We start from the raw sequence: 15885 nt of genomic DNA, 5'->3' as shown, positions 1-15885 counted from the left end.
AATTGTATCTATTTGGTTGATCCCTCAATGGAAGCGGTATCATCCTTAATTTCATTCTACGGATTCCATATAAATAATTACAGAGACTATTCTCGGACAGAAAGGAAAATTGTTTGCAATTGCAAAAAAAGACGCAATGAGACATTATCGATAAATGCCTCATTGTGCCGTATTCTTAAAAGTACTTTATTGGACATTGTTCACGTACTTACTAGGAGTAATTCCAATATACTTCTTAAAGCATTTACCGAAATAATTAGCATCTGCGTACCCTACCTGACTTGCGACGTATTGTACGATCTTCTCTCCTTGGTCAAAAAGTCCCTTTGCTCTCGTAATGCGTATTTCGGTCAAATAGTCGTTAATTGTAATGGAGGTTTCTTTTTTAAACACATAACAGAGATGATTGTAGTTCATATGGACACTCTTCGCGAGATCTACGATACGTAATTCTTCATTCCCATAATGACTTTGGATATACGCTTTTACCTCGTCCACGACTTTGGCCGCTCTATTTTGCTTTCTGCCATGTACATGTGCAATCACTTTGAGAATCAGGTTACGAACCCATCTCTCCAGTTCGCCAAAAGAGTTCATCTGTTGAATGAACTGAAAAATATCAGTTTGAGCCGTATCCTGAAATACATGTTCGAAGCTTTGAGACATCTCATGCAAAAATTCCAAACAAGTGGATACGATTTCAAGTGCGGCAACAAACAGCATTTCAGTGGAAGCGTTCTTGGTACGAGCATCCTGGAAAAAAGTCGTGAGCCACTCTTCTGCCTCAGAGAGATTACCAATTCGCATACTCATCAACAGTCCGATTCTCCTTTCTACGGAGAATAAACTGACCTTCATACCCGATTCAGCAATCATGGAATGAAGTATAACTTGATTGCCACCTAAAACAAACCGATGTTTCAAAGCAAATAACGCTTCTTGGTAGGACACGGATATCGATTCAAAGGCAGGGTATCCATTGCCAACGCCGATCGTTACCGTACATCCCAAAGTCGCCTGAACCGCTTTCCTAATCGCTTCACTAATCGCTTCCATTCTGTCGTAAGAAACGTTAGGAATACCAATTATCATAACATACCGATCGTTAGTATCGTGGCAACTAGCATACGGGTATGTGTTTTGAATAAACTCTTGGGCTATATCTTGAACAGCCAGCTTGCGAATATGCATGTCTTCTTTGGTAACAAGATCATCCTGTGAATCAATATCGGCTACGACCACTATATGAAATGGAGCATCCAGATTGATGCCCAAATACTGCAACCGTTCTGAAGAAGATGAGGGGTCTATAACTCTACTACCCTGCAGCCATTCATTCAATAATCGCTCCTTCAACATCGGCATATGCTCTTTTGCCTGCTTCTTTAAGTGTTCATAATCCAGTTTTACGGAGTGCTCCTTGTCAATCAGATTTTTAATCTCAAGTAGGGAGCTTTTAAGTTCATCTTCGTCAATCGGTTTGAGCACATAATTAAAAACCCCAAGCTGCACGGCCATTTTGGCATATACAAACTCGCTTTGACCTGTTAACATGATAAATTTTATTTCCTGATCAGATTGTTTAGCTTTCTGAATAAATGCCATGCCGTCCATAATGGGCATATTAATATCGACCAAGACGATATCCGGTTCAATTTCAGACATCAATGAGAGAGCTTCCTCTCCATTCTTCGCTTCGCCGGCGATCTGGAAACCCAACTCTTCCCAAGGCAATGAAATTTTCAACGCTTGTCTAAAGTAATATTCATCATCGACAATGAGTACCTTTAACATCTCATACCTCCCGCAATGGTTTGAACGGCAAACGGATGGTAACTCTGGTATATAAGCCTACTTCGCTTTCTACCTCTAATCCGTATCTGTCCCCATACAGCATTCTAATCCGATTATGGACACTTCTAACTCCGAAGCCAGTTCTTTCACTGGTGTCCGAAACTTCCCTCAACAATCCCTTTATTTGCGATTCTTCGATTCCCACGCCGTTATCATAAATTTCAATACGTACCTCTTCATCCAAACGGCGCCCAGTGATCCTCAATAAACCTTTTTCCGTTTTCCTCTTAAGGCCATGATAGATGGCATTTTCCACGATCGGCTGCAACGTTAACTTCGAAATTGAACACGACATAATTTCCTCGTCAATATCCATTGTATATTCCATATATTCCACATAGCGCAATTGCTGGATTTCCAAATAACTCTCAGATAGTTGCATTTCTTCTCTAAGTGTAATAATATCGTTACCTTTGCTTAACGAAATTTTATAGAAATTGGCCATATATTTCGCTGCTGTAATGGCTTCTGTTTTCATATTCAGCTTAATAAGCGATATGATCGTTTCAAGGGTATTATACAAAAAATGGGGTTGTACCTGCGTTTGCAGCAATTTGAATTCAATCTCGGCCTTTGTCTTCTGTTCCTCAACATTTTCGGCCAATAGTTCTTCGATACGGTCCATCAAATTATTAAAAACATCGTTTAAATATCCGATTTCATCCGATGATTGGTACGAGCTTCTGACCGTCAAATGGCCAGTCCGAATATCTCTCATCGTTCTGGAAAGTTGGAAGATCGGCCTCGTGATCGATCGGGACAACAGATAGGAGACAATAAATGCGAGCAATAGACATAATGAGCCGATCCAAATAATTAATTTGTTAATTTCTTTGCGCTCCACCGTAATTTCATCAATTGGAATAACACTTACAATCGACCATTCTAATGGTTCCAATCGGTGAGTAGATACCAGCACTTTCTCGCTCCCATTTCCTTGAAAGAAGCCTGTTTCTACTTGAGTCGAATTAGGAATTGATATCGAGGTTGCCTCTTTGAAATCCCGGTACAAATTAGCTTTATTCTGGGAGGAGATGATTTTTCCATATTGATCGAGTATATAGAAATTTCCTCCCTTGTAGTTCATTTTCCTTTCATAAATAGAGGCGATAACCGTTTCTTTTACGTATAAAACAACCAATCCAACCGTTTTTCCAGTATCTTTATGGATCACAGTTTTGGAAACAGCAAATACGTTGTCATCCCCTTCATAGCGGAATTTGAACTTCATTAACCCTGTCAAGACAGGCTGAAAGGAATGATCGATGGCTTCTGGGCCGGATCCAAATATACGGGAAGCAAACTCATTATCCGCAAAGCCGACATCGACCCATTGATGATTCGAAGTGAGAACACTTACCGCTTTGATATTGGTATTGGGCTCAACAATGTTGCTAATAACTTCAGAGAGTGTCTTTTTCATTGATAAATTATCTAACCCCCCCACATAATGAGAGGACGATAAGTTATTATTTTCTAAGAAATCGTTATAGAGTTCATTTTGCAACCTGTAATCAGTTGCCAATATTTTTGAATAATCTTCGACTGTCGTGATTAATGTCTGCAGGTTATTGTCAATGAGAACAAGTTCCCTTGACGAATTTTTGACTGCTTTCTCGATAATTGCTTTTTGAGAGACGATGTTGGCAAAAAGCGCAATGATTGAAATCGAAAGGATAATAATCAAAATATTTGTGGAGAAGATTTTGTTTTTAATCGAGAGCCCATTGAAATATTGCTTATACCCTTTCATGTTGATGCCACCTTTCAAATGAAGCAGACAAACTTTAATGTAAGCGTTCACCATCATTATATAAGGAAGAAATTAACAACACAATATTCATTCTTGCACAAATTATGGCATGAAAAGCCCAATAAGCACATGTCATCTTGAAAGAGACATACAGCTTATTGGGCATTAATCTAGCGAAACCCGCATTACGAATCCTGACATACGAACCACCGTTCACTCTTACAACAGTTCACGGCAGCCGGCCAATACTCTCTTAGTGTTTGGATAACAAATACCGGGCATCCCTGAGCAAGTAGCCTGCGGCTTGCGCAGAGATATGCTTGCCGCTTTGCGCCTGAACTTCACTCACGAAATCGGCCAGACTGTTTGCAGTGAGCTTGCTCTGCAAGCTGTTCGCAATGCCTGCGTTATCGATCCATCCGGCATTCTTAAAGCGTGAGACCAGAGTTTGCAAGGATTGGATACTGGCAGTCGTCTGGAACGCGATCGTCCGGCTACTCGTATTCCCTGCCAGATCGCTTGCCGTCACGATCAGCATGTGTGAACCGAGAGGCAGCGTATAGAGTGGAATCGTCGCTCCTTGCTGTACGCCATTTGTATCCAGCATGATCGTTGTATTGCTGCTGTCCACTCCGGACAAGTTATCGCTGAGCGTCAGGATTGGCGTGATATCCATGGAATCACTGTACGAGCCGTATACTAGGCCGGATACCGTAATCGTCGGAGCGGCCTGATCCAGGTTGAAGCTGATCGTTCTCGCTGCTTCCACATTGCCGGCATTGTCCGTCGAACGGTAACTCACGGTATATTTGTTGTCTTGGCTAAGCGTTACCGGAGCCGTATAGGTTAACCATGTGCTGCCTCCGTCCAGGCTGTACTCCGTCTTGGCCGCACCTGAGAGATTATCGGCTGCGCTAAAGCTTACCGTTACAGCTTCTGCATACCAGCCATTGCTGCCGTTAGGAGCTTCGGGATTAACAGATAAGTCTGTAACAGGTGCCTCCATGTCAATGTTCACTGAAGCTGTATGCGACTGTTCCACATTGCCAGCGTTATCCACGCTCCAATAAACGAGGGAATGAGTGCCTTCGCCGACAATGTACACTGTCGTTCCTGCCTGTTGAACTCCGCCATCTATCGTGTAATACGTCTCTCCGACGCCAGACCCGCTATCAGTTGCCGTCAGATTGACCACTGCATCATGATTAACCCAATAGATCGGTGCATCATCGGCCGTTGTCGGTGGAGTCGTATCGCCCTCTTGACCGCTGATTGAGATTAGCGCGCTGCCGCTCAAACTGGACCCGTTGGCTATCGCCGTTACTTTCACGACGCCGTTCTTTTTGGCCGACAGCAATCCTGTCTCGCTGATGATCGCCGCATTTGTCTCCGAACCGTCTTCTGCGGTTACCGACCATACGACGGGCACTCCCGCCAACATTTGCAGCGTGCCGGCTTTCGTCGTGATGGAGGTCGCTCCAGCAGCGCCGGTAACCACCGGCGGCTTGCCCACAAGTGTAACCACACCCCATTGTGAACCGTTAGCATAGGACTGTCCGGTCACGTCGTGCCACATGATAATGTCCTGACGGCCACCCGTTGCTTTCGCGTCATTGATCTGCAAATCAAATCCAATTACACGATCAACCGTAGGAAGGACAGCTTTAAAGGGGATCTTCGTTTCAATGTAATAACCGCCATCCACGACTTTGGCAAAAGACTCAAAACCCGCACTGATACTGCCTGGATTAAAGCTTTTCGCATTAAGATAGTTAATACGGTATTGTCCCATACCTGTGCCGTAGGAGGTTTGTTTACTATTGGTCTCATCCACAAAGATCTCGACCGAGTCCTGCTCCCACGCGTTGCTGCTGCTGTTGTTCAGCTCAGGGGATTTTACACGCACCAGAACATACAGGTTAGTATCGTCCCATAGCACTTTAGCGGAGCCATCCGTCGGACCGTTCACCATTGTCAGATGCTTAAATATCGGCAGCGTGGCGGTCTTATCCCAGAGCAGGTCGAGCACGGCCCCGCCGAGAACAGGCGTACCGTATATGGCAGTCGCAACTCCGCTGGGTACCAGTTGAAGCGCTTTGCTCGCGTTACGGAGCGCGTAATATGAATTGTCCACTGCTGCCTGCCCGATCTCACCATTTGAGAGCGCTGTTTTGGCCTCACTTAATGCGCTTGCAAAAGCGTTCCATGAATTGCTTGTATAAATGGTAGCTTCCTTGTTATTGGCGGCCTCTATCAAGGCAGTCAGCAGGTTTTTGTCGACCGCGGAGACAATTGGGTTCGCGGGTCCACCACGGCCCGCTTTGACATTGTTAAAATATGTTTCTACTTTCGTAATTTCATCCGTTGTCAGCACCCTGTTGTAGATGAGAATCTGCGAGACCCTACCCAGGAAGCGGTAAGGGGTTGCAGCCGCCATCGTGTAACCTACGCCCAGATCCGAGCTGTTCCCTAAAAGTGCCTTAGCGTTGGTTCCAGTTCCGATGACATTGTTATTAACAAAAACGGCTCTATTGGTTCCGTTTAGCTGCGCCCGAACGCTGGCCAGACCGTCAGTGGCTGTTGTTGTAATTTGTTGCCCGCCGCCCGATACGCTGCCATCCGTGTTACCAAAGCGGACGTTAACTCTGTTTGTTCCTACACCTAGATTAATACCGCTCCAACCGCTGTTGGCCGCCCAAGTTTGGTAAGACTCGTTCAATCCGAAATAAACAAGACCATTTTGGTCACTCGAGTTGTTGGCTGTGGTTGTTGGTCTAACCAGCGCGTATATCGTCATCTGCGTACTGCCGTTATAATTTTTAAAGTCTGCAGCTTTTAGCGGCCTTGACATCGCTGCGAAATCTACATAGTCGTATCCATCGTTCTTTAGCGTGGGGTTGCCATTTGGTGTTCCAAGATTATCGCCACCGCTACCGGGGACGTTCGCTGGGACAAGCTTCGCCGGGACGCTTCCCATATTTGTCCATCCAATCACATTGCCACTGCTATCTTTTTCCACGCCCTCATCAGCCTTGAGCCATAAGTCAAGACCATTTCTAGGAATATCGACAGGCGTCATATCGCGTACCACAACACGAGCGTGAGACTGGCTGAGTACATCGCCTTCTTTCGACCGTACATAAATAATGTATGGACCGGGCAACTTTGGCGCGGTTATTTCTATCATGTTGCCGGAGGCCATTGTTTCTTTGTCGCTTTCAATAAAATTTCCATCGCTCGATGAGGAAATCCATATCTGTTTTGTGGCGTCGTCCAAATCGTACGCAAACCTGACTTTCCCGCCGGGGGCTACTGACACGTCAGCCGGGAGCAGCCTATTCGCCACCGATACTGTGGTGTTAAAGTTGAGGGTTATGGCAGGCGTCGAAGTGCTGCCTACCAAGGTCCAGCTTCCTTCGGTGCGGATTTCGTACCCATTCGCCACGGGCTTGCCGTTAAGCGTAAAGGTGTAATCAGTACTCAAAGTCAGTTTAAGCGGCCGTACCGCTGAAACTTCGTAGCTTTTCCCATTTTCCACATTGGTTGCTGAACCGCTCGCATCGACGTATACCGTATACTTGGAAGTCGCCGTTTCTCTACCGTCTCCATATTTGATATATAGTTTGTATTCTCCTGCGGCAGACGGAGCGTTGATTGACTTAACGTCGCCGGCAGCTTTTGTCATCGTATTGCCTTCATTAAAGACAGTTGTGTTCGCGGGCGCGAGCCAGACAGTGTCTTCAGCCTTTAGCAGACCCCTGCGGTTCAGTTTTTCACCTTTACCCATAATGACGTTGGAAGCCAGCTCAAACTCCGTATCGGCAATGAGGCTTCTTGGGATCATCTTCGTATATTCGTTAGTAAGGCCCGAATTCAAAACGATTTCGTTGCCTTTAAGTGGCCAAATGCGGCTTGTGCTTTTGTAATTGTCAAAAGTAGTCCTAGGGGCGCCATTCTGGTTGTTGTCCCCGTCCACATAACCTTGGACCATAATCATATCGCTTTTCCGCTTCCAGTTATTAAACTCAATAAGACGGCTCTGTCCGGGGGCATAGGAGAGCTTTGCCTGCACGACGTTGCCTATCATCTTAATGAACGTGCTGCCTTCGTCGGGATGGAACCCGTTCATCCAGTTGTTGGAGCTCGTGGGTTTATCCGTTGGATTTGGGTTAAGGAAGTTGTAGTTCATCTCGGTGAAATTCGTCCAGTTGTCAGAATTCCAGTTACTATTCTTGTTAGTGACGGGATCGTTTGTCAAAGGATAGACGGTGTTGATGGTGTCCCATGTCCCTCCACCTGGCAAATTACCCGGATCACCCTGCCGTCCCAGTGAGTAAATGGCTCCGGAGTCGTTAACTACCGTGCAAATTTCCTCTACCCGGTTATAGTTTATTTTGTTATTCCTGGAAGTCGTAGATATTGCTGGAGACCTTGCGATGCTCGTTTCACTCGTACCATTGTAAGGGCCACCGGTCTTGTTGGTCCCTTGGGCGGTAAAGCCGAACCCGTCATACTCGTCCCAACCCCATCCGATGCTCATGGCGCCGTAAGTGGTGTCATAGATGTAGTTGTGCAGTACCTGCATATTCGTTGTGTAGAAAGAAGCCAGTGCGTTGGCGCCCGGGAATCCGTAGCAGGTCCTGTACAAAAAGTTATTTGTAATATAAATATTCTCCGGCACGGCTTCCGTACCCGCCGTAAATTTCTCCTTATCAACGCCAGCCCAGTTCCTTATTGGCGTGCCTGAGACCGAAACACTAGATTCATGCGTAATCGCTACATCGTTTTCATAGATATGCTGCGGATGTCCGATTACAATGCCGGAAGCGAGCGTATCTACGATATAGTTGCCCGAGATTTCGATATCCTTGGCATCGTTTTCTACATGGATGCCATTAAATCCAGTTAGTCCAATCTCACCGTTCAGCACTTTGATGTTCCTCGCCGCGTTGATCATTACCGCTGCTGGCGGTATGTCATACCCCCGGTAGAAAGTCTCATGCCAGTTTATGCTGCTGGGGAAGTAAACTTTGTTCACGATAGAGCCCTGAACGGACGCATAGCCGCGGGAACTTGTTGTTACCGGACCGGACCCGTCGCTATATGTATAGGTGCCCGTCAGTTCAGTCAGTTTGTAGTCGGTATGGGCAAACTTCAGCCCGTTGAAAGTTATGTTTTTGACACGACCATCGTCCGAGCCCGCAACAGGGTTCAACCGATCTCCTACAGGGATCCCTCTAATGTCGAGGACCGTCTCAAGCCTTGGAATGACCACGTCGGCAGTGTTGATATCTTCGCCTGCAAGCGGGATGTAGTAAAGCGTGCTTTCCGCCTGGTCGAAATAAAAATCTCCGCGTTTGTTGAAGAACTCGAAAGCGTTGCGGATTACTTGATTGTTACCAGGATTGTATTGCGTGTTATTACCCAAAGACTGTGAAATGAACCCATACGGCATCTGGAACCGGAACATGATACCGCCGGGCTTGTTGCTGGCTGCCGGCGCCTGTTCGATCGATGCGAAGGTGATAAAAGGCCTCGCCCATCTGGCTGTGGAGCCGCCCGTGCTTTCGGCTTCGATGTTTTGGGGGTTTTTCGTTGCCGTCGTCAGTCCTACGCTGGCATCGAATACGATACCCGCCCGGATGTTGGTGCCGTTTTGCCACGCCCAAGGGTTATTGGCAGCGGTAAAGCTGGCTGTAGGGGTGCCGGTAACGGTTCTGTTGGCCGAAGCTATTTCCGAGCTCTTCGTCATGGTGGCGCCCTTATCGTTTACATAGAGTGCGCGCAGCTTATCGCTCCGGTTAAGGGTCGTTTTATACGCCTTTAAGCCGCCAGTCTGGGTAAGGCCAACAGCTTCTGTCCATACGCCTTTTTCCAACATTTCACCAGCGCTGATTACCGGCTTCGCACCCGGCGCCGCCTCATAGCGAATCGTGCTGCTTGCACTTCCGGAATCATCTTTGTCAAAAACTAGGGTTTCATCAAGCGGATAATATCCATCCGCAATTTGAACGATGATATCACCGCCCGTCTTAGGCAGAGTCCTTACTACTGTTTTTGCCTTGGCAAGCGTTTTGTACGGCTTTGCTTGTGTTCCGTCGCCTGTGTTATCATTGCCATTTGTAGCAACATAGATCGTTGCGCTTGGCACACTGGTAGCCGCAACTACCGACCCTGAAAATGGTAACATGGAAAATAGCATTACCAAAGTCATAATCCAAATGAATGCTCTGTTTCTCACTTTCATAAAACCTCCTTGGAATAGCAATTTATAAACTGTTCTGGTTAGCACGACAGTAGGAGTTTTGTTCGAATCACCCCCTTCCATTCCGAACTTAACAGTGTTATGTAAGCGATATCATTTCTGAGTTCATTGTAGTTTTTCACGACTCTTTCGTACAGAGACAATCATACGGACAGAAGGAATTTTGTAGGAACATTGATTGGACATCGTATAAGAATGCCAAGGTAAGACAAGGAAAAGCTCAAGTACCATTTGGTAACGTACTCAAGCTATATCTTGGCTATCTCCCCTTACAAGTCTTTTAGCGTGATCTCTATGTAGTTTCCTGTGTAGTGAATTTGCGTTTTCTTCTCTGCCTCCTTGAGAGATCCATCACCATCATTAACACCATAAAATGTTAGATTAAATGACTGATTTATGCTCATCCCGAGATAAGTGCCTTCCCGCTCTTTGATAATGAAAGTTCGGTTCTCCTCATCCCACACCATAGGAATTAGCGCGTAAGCACCCTTTTCATAGTTATAATTGTCGCCTTCGTCTTCATAGTAATCGAATGTGCCGTGCTGCCCCGTGTAGACACGAATGTGTCTATTATCATCCGTACGTTGTTCAGCAAACTGAATACTTCCGCCCATAGGCACGATCGATCCAGCCTTCACATATAGCGGTATACGGTCAAGAGGAGCCTCAGCTTCTATCATTTGCCCACCATCAAAGATGCGACTGGTCCAGAAATCGTACCACGCCGTTCCTGTTGGCAAATACACATCTCTGGTTTTCTTCACACCTTCTAGCACGTCAGAATTACTAGTGTAGTACATAGGCTCAGTGATTGGATTTACTAAAAAAGCAGGACCAAACATAAACTGATCCCCAATGTTATATGTGTTCGAATCATGCCTGAAATCAAATGATAACGCTCGCATGAACGTATAATCATCGTGATGAACGTGGGCAGATACGGAGTAAATGTATGGCATTAATTCATATCGAAGATGGAGGAATTTAACAATGGCCTCATATACAGGCTCACCGGGCTCACCAAATCGCCATACCTCCCTAGGGGTATCCGTTCCATGAGAACGAAACATAGGAAGAAACGAACCGTACTGAAACCAGCGAGCATACAATTCCCGGTACCCCATATCCTGGATGCCTGTGTCGTAATCGCCATTCCAAAACCATAGATCAGGTTTGTTTTGGACAAAGAAAGCTCCGATATCTACCGTCCAATATGGCGATCCTGTTGCGCAAAAATTCAATCCAGCTGGGATTTGCTTCCGCAGCGTTTCCCAATTTGCCGCAATGTCCCCCGACCATGTTACTGTTCCATAACGATGCTGCCCTGCATAAGCTGAACGTGTCAGGTTTACAACGCGTTTGCTCTCCGTGGTGCGGCGTTGTCCTTCATAAATGCCTTTGGAGTGTAGCAAGGAATAAGCATTAATGAACTCCGGATCAAGATATAACTTCGCTTCTTCTGTGTTAATCTGCATCCGTTGTTCCGGTTCAAGCTTGATAGAGCCATGCCAATCTGCTTCGAAAGGTTCTGTGCAATCACACCACCAAGCATCAACGCCATGTACAAACAGACCCTCGTTTGCCTGCTTCCAGTACAATTGTCTTCCTTTTTCCTGGAAAGCGTCATACGTTGCCTGATTTCCCAGCAAGCAACCATTTTCATTCATTTCCTTATTGTTATCGCTCTGTGGATTCATAATGGGCCAGATAGAAACCATCAATCGTGCATTCATCCCGTGAAGCTCTTCCACCATAGCTTTCGGATATGGAAAACGCTCAGGATCGAGCGTTTTCTGACCCCAGAGTTCCCCTGTCCACGACTTCCAATCCAGTACAATGCAATCAAGCGGGAGCCCTCGTTCACGATACTCACGAACAACGGCTATCAATTCTTCTTGTGACGCATACCGTTCTTTGGACTGCAAATAACCGAACGACCACTTAGGCAGCATCGGTGCTTTTCCAGTTAATTGCCGGATCCCATGCACAATCCCGTCCATCTCCGGACCATGAATGAAATAATAATCCAATTCATCGTCTACTTCCGTCCATAAATAGGAACCAAAAGCATCGTCTCGAAACGTCATCATGGAATAACTGTCCACTACAATGCCATATCCACGCGTAGATACAAGGACGGGAACAACCGCCTTCATGTTTTGTTGGTACAAGTATTGATGCGTTCCCCGCAAATTCATTACGCCTTCTTCATGCGAGCCTAAGCCGTATAAAGCCTCATCTTCCATCCATTCAAACTCAAGCTTTGTATGAAATGCTTTTCTATCTATCACTTTTCTCACGTTGTCGGCTCGGACACGCAGGCCATCTGCTCCTTGTCCTGCTTCGATATTGGCGGATTCATCAAACACGGATTTCGTAACATCCATGGGTACAAGCGTTTTGCCTCTACGATCTGGCTCTTTGGTTAATACAGCTCCTGACGCATCCAGATATGTAAAAGCCCCCGTCTTCTTTAAGATACGGATTGTCAGATCAGCCGTTGAAACTAATAAATGGCAATCCCGATCTTCTACAGTGAAGGCAATCTTCGGATCAGGCAAGCCTGTAATCATTAGACTTTCTTGGGTACTAAATTCAGCATCCAATGTATATCGAATCCTAATGATCTTGTTGGAATAAGGCACGAGCATGATTCTTCCGCTTGTCGTTTCTAATAGCAGACGATCTGTCTGCACAATATGTCGAATGATTTGCATCATAATTCTCCTTGTCACAGAAATGTGTATTCCTTATCCTTTTACCGAGCCAGATGTCATACCTGAAATAATGTATCGCTGACCTAATAAATACAAAATAATAGCGGGCAGACAGGTCAGTACAATATCAGCACTAACTAGATTCCAGTCCATTTGATATTGACCAAAGAAATTATAGACGGATAACGTCATAGGCCACTGTTTGGCATTGTTTAAAAAATAAAGAGGAAGTAAGAATTCATTCCATGAATTAATGAAAGCCAGAATAAATGTTGTCACTACAGCAGGCATTAATAATGGAAATATGATGGAGAAGAATAGCTTTAGTGGGCCGCAACCATCAATAATACCGGATTCGTCGAGTTCTTTGGGAACGGTTCCCACAAATCCATATAAAATAAATACACTGAATGGAATTTGCACGACTGCGTACAAAATAATAATTCCGATTTGCGTATTCATCAAATGAGTCATTTGCATTACCTTGGTTAATGTAAAATAATTGATGGGTATGGCAATGCCTAGAATTAAGAAATAGTAAAAAAAACGATTCCATCTAGAACGGTTTCTAGCATAAATATAGGCTGCCATTGCAGCTAATAATACGCATAAAATCGTAGAAACTCCGGTATACAACACACTATTCAAGAGAGAACGAAGTAATTTCCCTTTTTCCATAACGACCAGGAAGTTTTCGAAATGTAGCTTTTTGGGCAAATCAAAACCCATTGAGCTAGCCTGCGTTTTATCCTTTAACGAATTAATCACTATTAACAGGAGTGGAGCTAGCGTGATCATGCTCACGATCCAGGCAGCCATATTTTTCAAAGCATTCTTCACCATGTTCAGCTTCATTTGCCCACCTCATCTTCTTTGCTCATCCATTTGACTGCAAAAAAGCCAATCACGATCATAACGAGAAACATGACTGTAGACAAAGCAGTACCTACACCATAACGACCGAGGGAAAATTCCTTAAACACGCCAGTATACAGTACTTCTGTTTCGTATCCCGGTCCACCATTCGTAAGCGCGTACACAATATCAAATACTTTGAATCCATATATGAAATTAAGAACCGTCGTAACCGTAAGCGCTGGCATCAATAGTGGCATAATAATATGCTTGAATTTATTCCAAAAATTGCTTCCATCCATTTCCGCAGCCTCATAGTACATATCCGGAATGGCTTGAAGGCCAGCCAGTAGAATGACCATGATATAACCGACTCCTTTCCAGGTATCTACAGCAATAATGGATTTGAATGCCAAATGGATATCCGTCAGCCAACTTTTTGCCAAAGCTCCAAAACCGATGGATCTTAAAAACTCATTCAGTAAGCCAACTTCCGGATGCAGTACGGATTTAAAAATTAATCCTACAATTAAAGTAGGAACGATAACTGGCATAAAGATAACAACACGATGAAAGTTTTTACTTTTAATGCCATGATTTAAAATTAGAGCAAGGAAGAGCCCGATTGCCGTTTTCAGTATGGCCGTTGTTATCGTGAACGTAACTGTATGATTCAAATAGGATACGTATTTCTCATTCCCTGAGAAGATCGTTCGAAAATTATCAAGTCCAATGAATTCAATTCCTTCGCTATAACTGTTCCAGTCTGTAAACGAGTAGTAAATTCCCATAAAACCTGGAATTACAAAAAACAGCAGATACAGGACCAATGCGCCAATTGAAAAATAAAAGGGATATATGCTTTTGTTCATTGTAGGACTCTCCGCTCCATATTATCTTCAGTAACAACCCAGCAAGAGGTATTATCCTATCCACTGGGCTGTTCTGATTTATACCTTTATCAAATTATTGCGCCCAAGCAGGGTCTTTGGCTGCTTTTGCGGCATCGCTTCTTCTTTTGTCGATGCTTTTCAAAATATCCTTAGGCTGCATTTTCCCTGTAAACATCGCTGAAATGTCTTTCCCGATATCCATCCATTGCGGATTTAGGTAACTAATGGATGTTTGATACACGGTGCCTTGTTTTTTGCCATACATATCGAAGAATGCCTTTTGATCAGGTGTGTAACGGTTCTTAATATCTTTGAAATTCAAAGCTAAGAACTTCGGTTCGTTATCCAAAAAGAATTGCAAGTTTTCTGGCTTCGTCAAATACTGAAAATATTTCTTTGCCAAATCAATATGTTTGGATCCTGAATAAATAAATTTACTTGGCGCAGCAGGATTCACATTTAATATCTGATTGTCCGCAAGCGGCATCAAGAAATAGCCAAATGTATCCGCTTTAACCTCTGGGAACGCTTTTTCGATTTGCGCCGGCAGCCCAAGATTATACACCGTCATCGCATATTTGCCGCTTGCCATGTTCTTTTCTGTATCAGCGTACGTATTTGAAAAATAGTTATCTCCCATGTAACCCGACTTCGCAAGTTCATTGAGTTGCGTAAGTGCCTGCTCCATAATCGGTACGTTCGCGAATTGCTCCTTATTACTATTTAGCTTATCCGTTAATCCAGGATTTGCTTCTTCGAATTTAGGACCAAGCTCAGGAAACCAAAGCACATGATGCCAGCCATCCGACACGGGTTCATAAATAGGCGTCGTGCCTGCAGACTTGATCTTCTCTGATACCGCTTTAAAATCAGCATAAGTAGTCGGTACTTTGATGTTTAGCTTTTCATATATTTTCTTGTTATATACGATAACCCAGTCATAACTTGGATCCCAAATGGTCAGTGCATACACCTTTTTATTAAAGGATCCTTGTTCTACAAAAAGAGGGTCTTCTCGTTTTACCCATTCTTCACCGCTTAAATCAACCGCATTTTTTTCGACACCGTACAAATTGTTCAAATCAAGCTGTCCGTCCTGTCCACCGAAAATATCCGGTGCTTCCTTCGCATTGAGTTTCGTCTTCAAAATATTCTGGTACTGATCTGATGGAACGATTTGGTAATCAATATGAATGCCTGTCTCCGCCTCAAACTTCTTTGCGAGCTGCATTTCGGAATCCTTTATCCAGTCTTGGCTAGCCATGTATGTCAGTGTAACTTTTTCTTTTGGCATTTCTGTTGATTTCGCACTATTGGTAGCACCGCTTGAAGCTGCTGGTGTTACGGTCTCCGCTTTACTTCCGCATCCTGCTAACATAGACGCCATAATCCCAATCGACACAATCACCGTACATGTTTTTTTCATTGGTCTCGTTTCCCCTTTTCACTTGTCGTTGATAATGTTTACGCTTTCATTATAATTGCAATTCATTTCTATCATCCATGGATTTACAGTACTTTATAACTGGACATTCTTTACCTCCGTTA

Annotated in this window: 7 protein-coding genes; all 7 read right to left on the bottom strand. The window is 44.5% G+C overall.

The genetic code is table 11. From position 1 onward, the window contains the following. Window positions 1-186 precede the first annotated feature (186 nt). The 7 genes from ACSQ8O_RS13235 to ACSQ8O_RS13205 all read right to left on the bottom strand — a co-directional run bounded on the left by ACSQ8O_RS13235 (window position 187) and on the right by ACSQ8O_RS13205 (window position 15763). Entirely contained in the window at window positions 187-1794 is a 1608-nt protein-coding gene (locus ACSQ8O_RS13235; protein WP_436242028.1) for a response regulator transcription factor, read from the bottom strand. A gap of 1 nt (window position 1795) precedes the next feature. Further along, window positions 1796-3607, bottom strand: a complete 1812-nt coding sequence (locus tag ACSQ8O_RS13230) for a sensor histidine kinase (protein WP_436242027.1) — start codon at window positions 3605-3607, stop codon at window positions 1796-1798. A 253-nt stretch (window positions 3608-3860) separates the two neighbouring features. Continuing rightward, window positions 3861-9854: a sugar-binding protein gene (locus tag ACSQ8O_RS13225; protein WP_436242026.1), complete on the bottom strand. Its 5994-nt coding sequence runs from the start codon at window positions 9852-9854 to the stop codon at window positions 3861-3863. 287 nt (window positions 9855-10141) lie between these two features. After that, complete coding sequence (locus tag ACSQ8O_RS13220; protein WP_436242025.1) at window positions 10142-12592, bottom strand: TIM-barrel domain-containing protein; 2451 nt, start codon at window positions 12590-12592, stop codon at window positions 10142-10144. A 30-nt stretch (window positions 12593-12622) separates the two neighbouring features. Beyond that, complete coding sequence (locus ACSQ8O_RS13215) at window positions 12623-13444, bottom strand: carbohydrate ABC transporter permease (RefSeq protein ID WP_436242024.1); 822 nt, start codon at window positions 13442-13444, stop codon at window positions 12623-12625. Beyond that, entirely contained in the window at window positions 13441-14316 is an 876-nt protein-coding gene (locus ACSQ8O_RS13210; RefSeq protein WP_436242023.1) for a carbohydrate ABC transporter permease, read from the bottom strand. Before ACSQ8O_RS13210 ends, ACSQ8O_RS13215 begins: the two co-directional genes overlap by 4 nt. Window positions 14317-14410: 94 nt before the next feature. Beyond that, window positions 14411-15763: an ABC transporter substrate-binding protein gene (locus tag ACSQ8O_RS13205; RefSeq protein WP_436242022.1), complete on the bottom strand. Its 1353-nt coding sequence runs from the start codon at window positions 15761-15763 to the stop codon at window positions 14411-14413. Between the last annotated feature and the right edge of the window lie 122 nt (window positions 15764-15885).

Source organism: Paenibacillus sp. LjRoot56, assembly GCF_964253335.1.
Lineage (GTDB): Bacteria > Bacillota > Bacilli > Paenibacillales > NBRC-103111 > Paenibacillus_E > Paenibacillus_E allorhizoplanae.
This window is presented reverse-complemented; position numbering and strand designations above follow the sequence as displayed.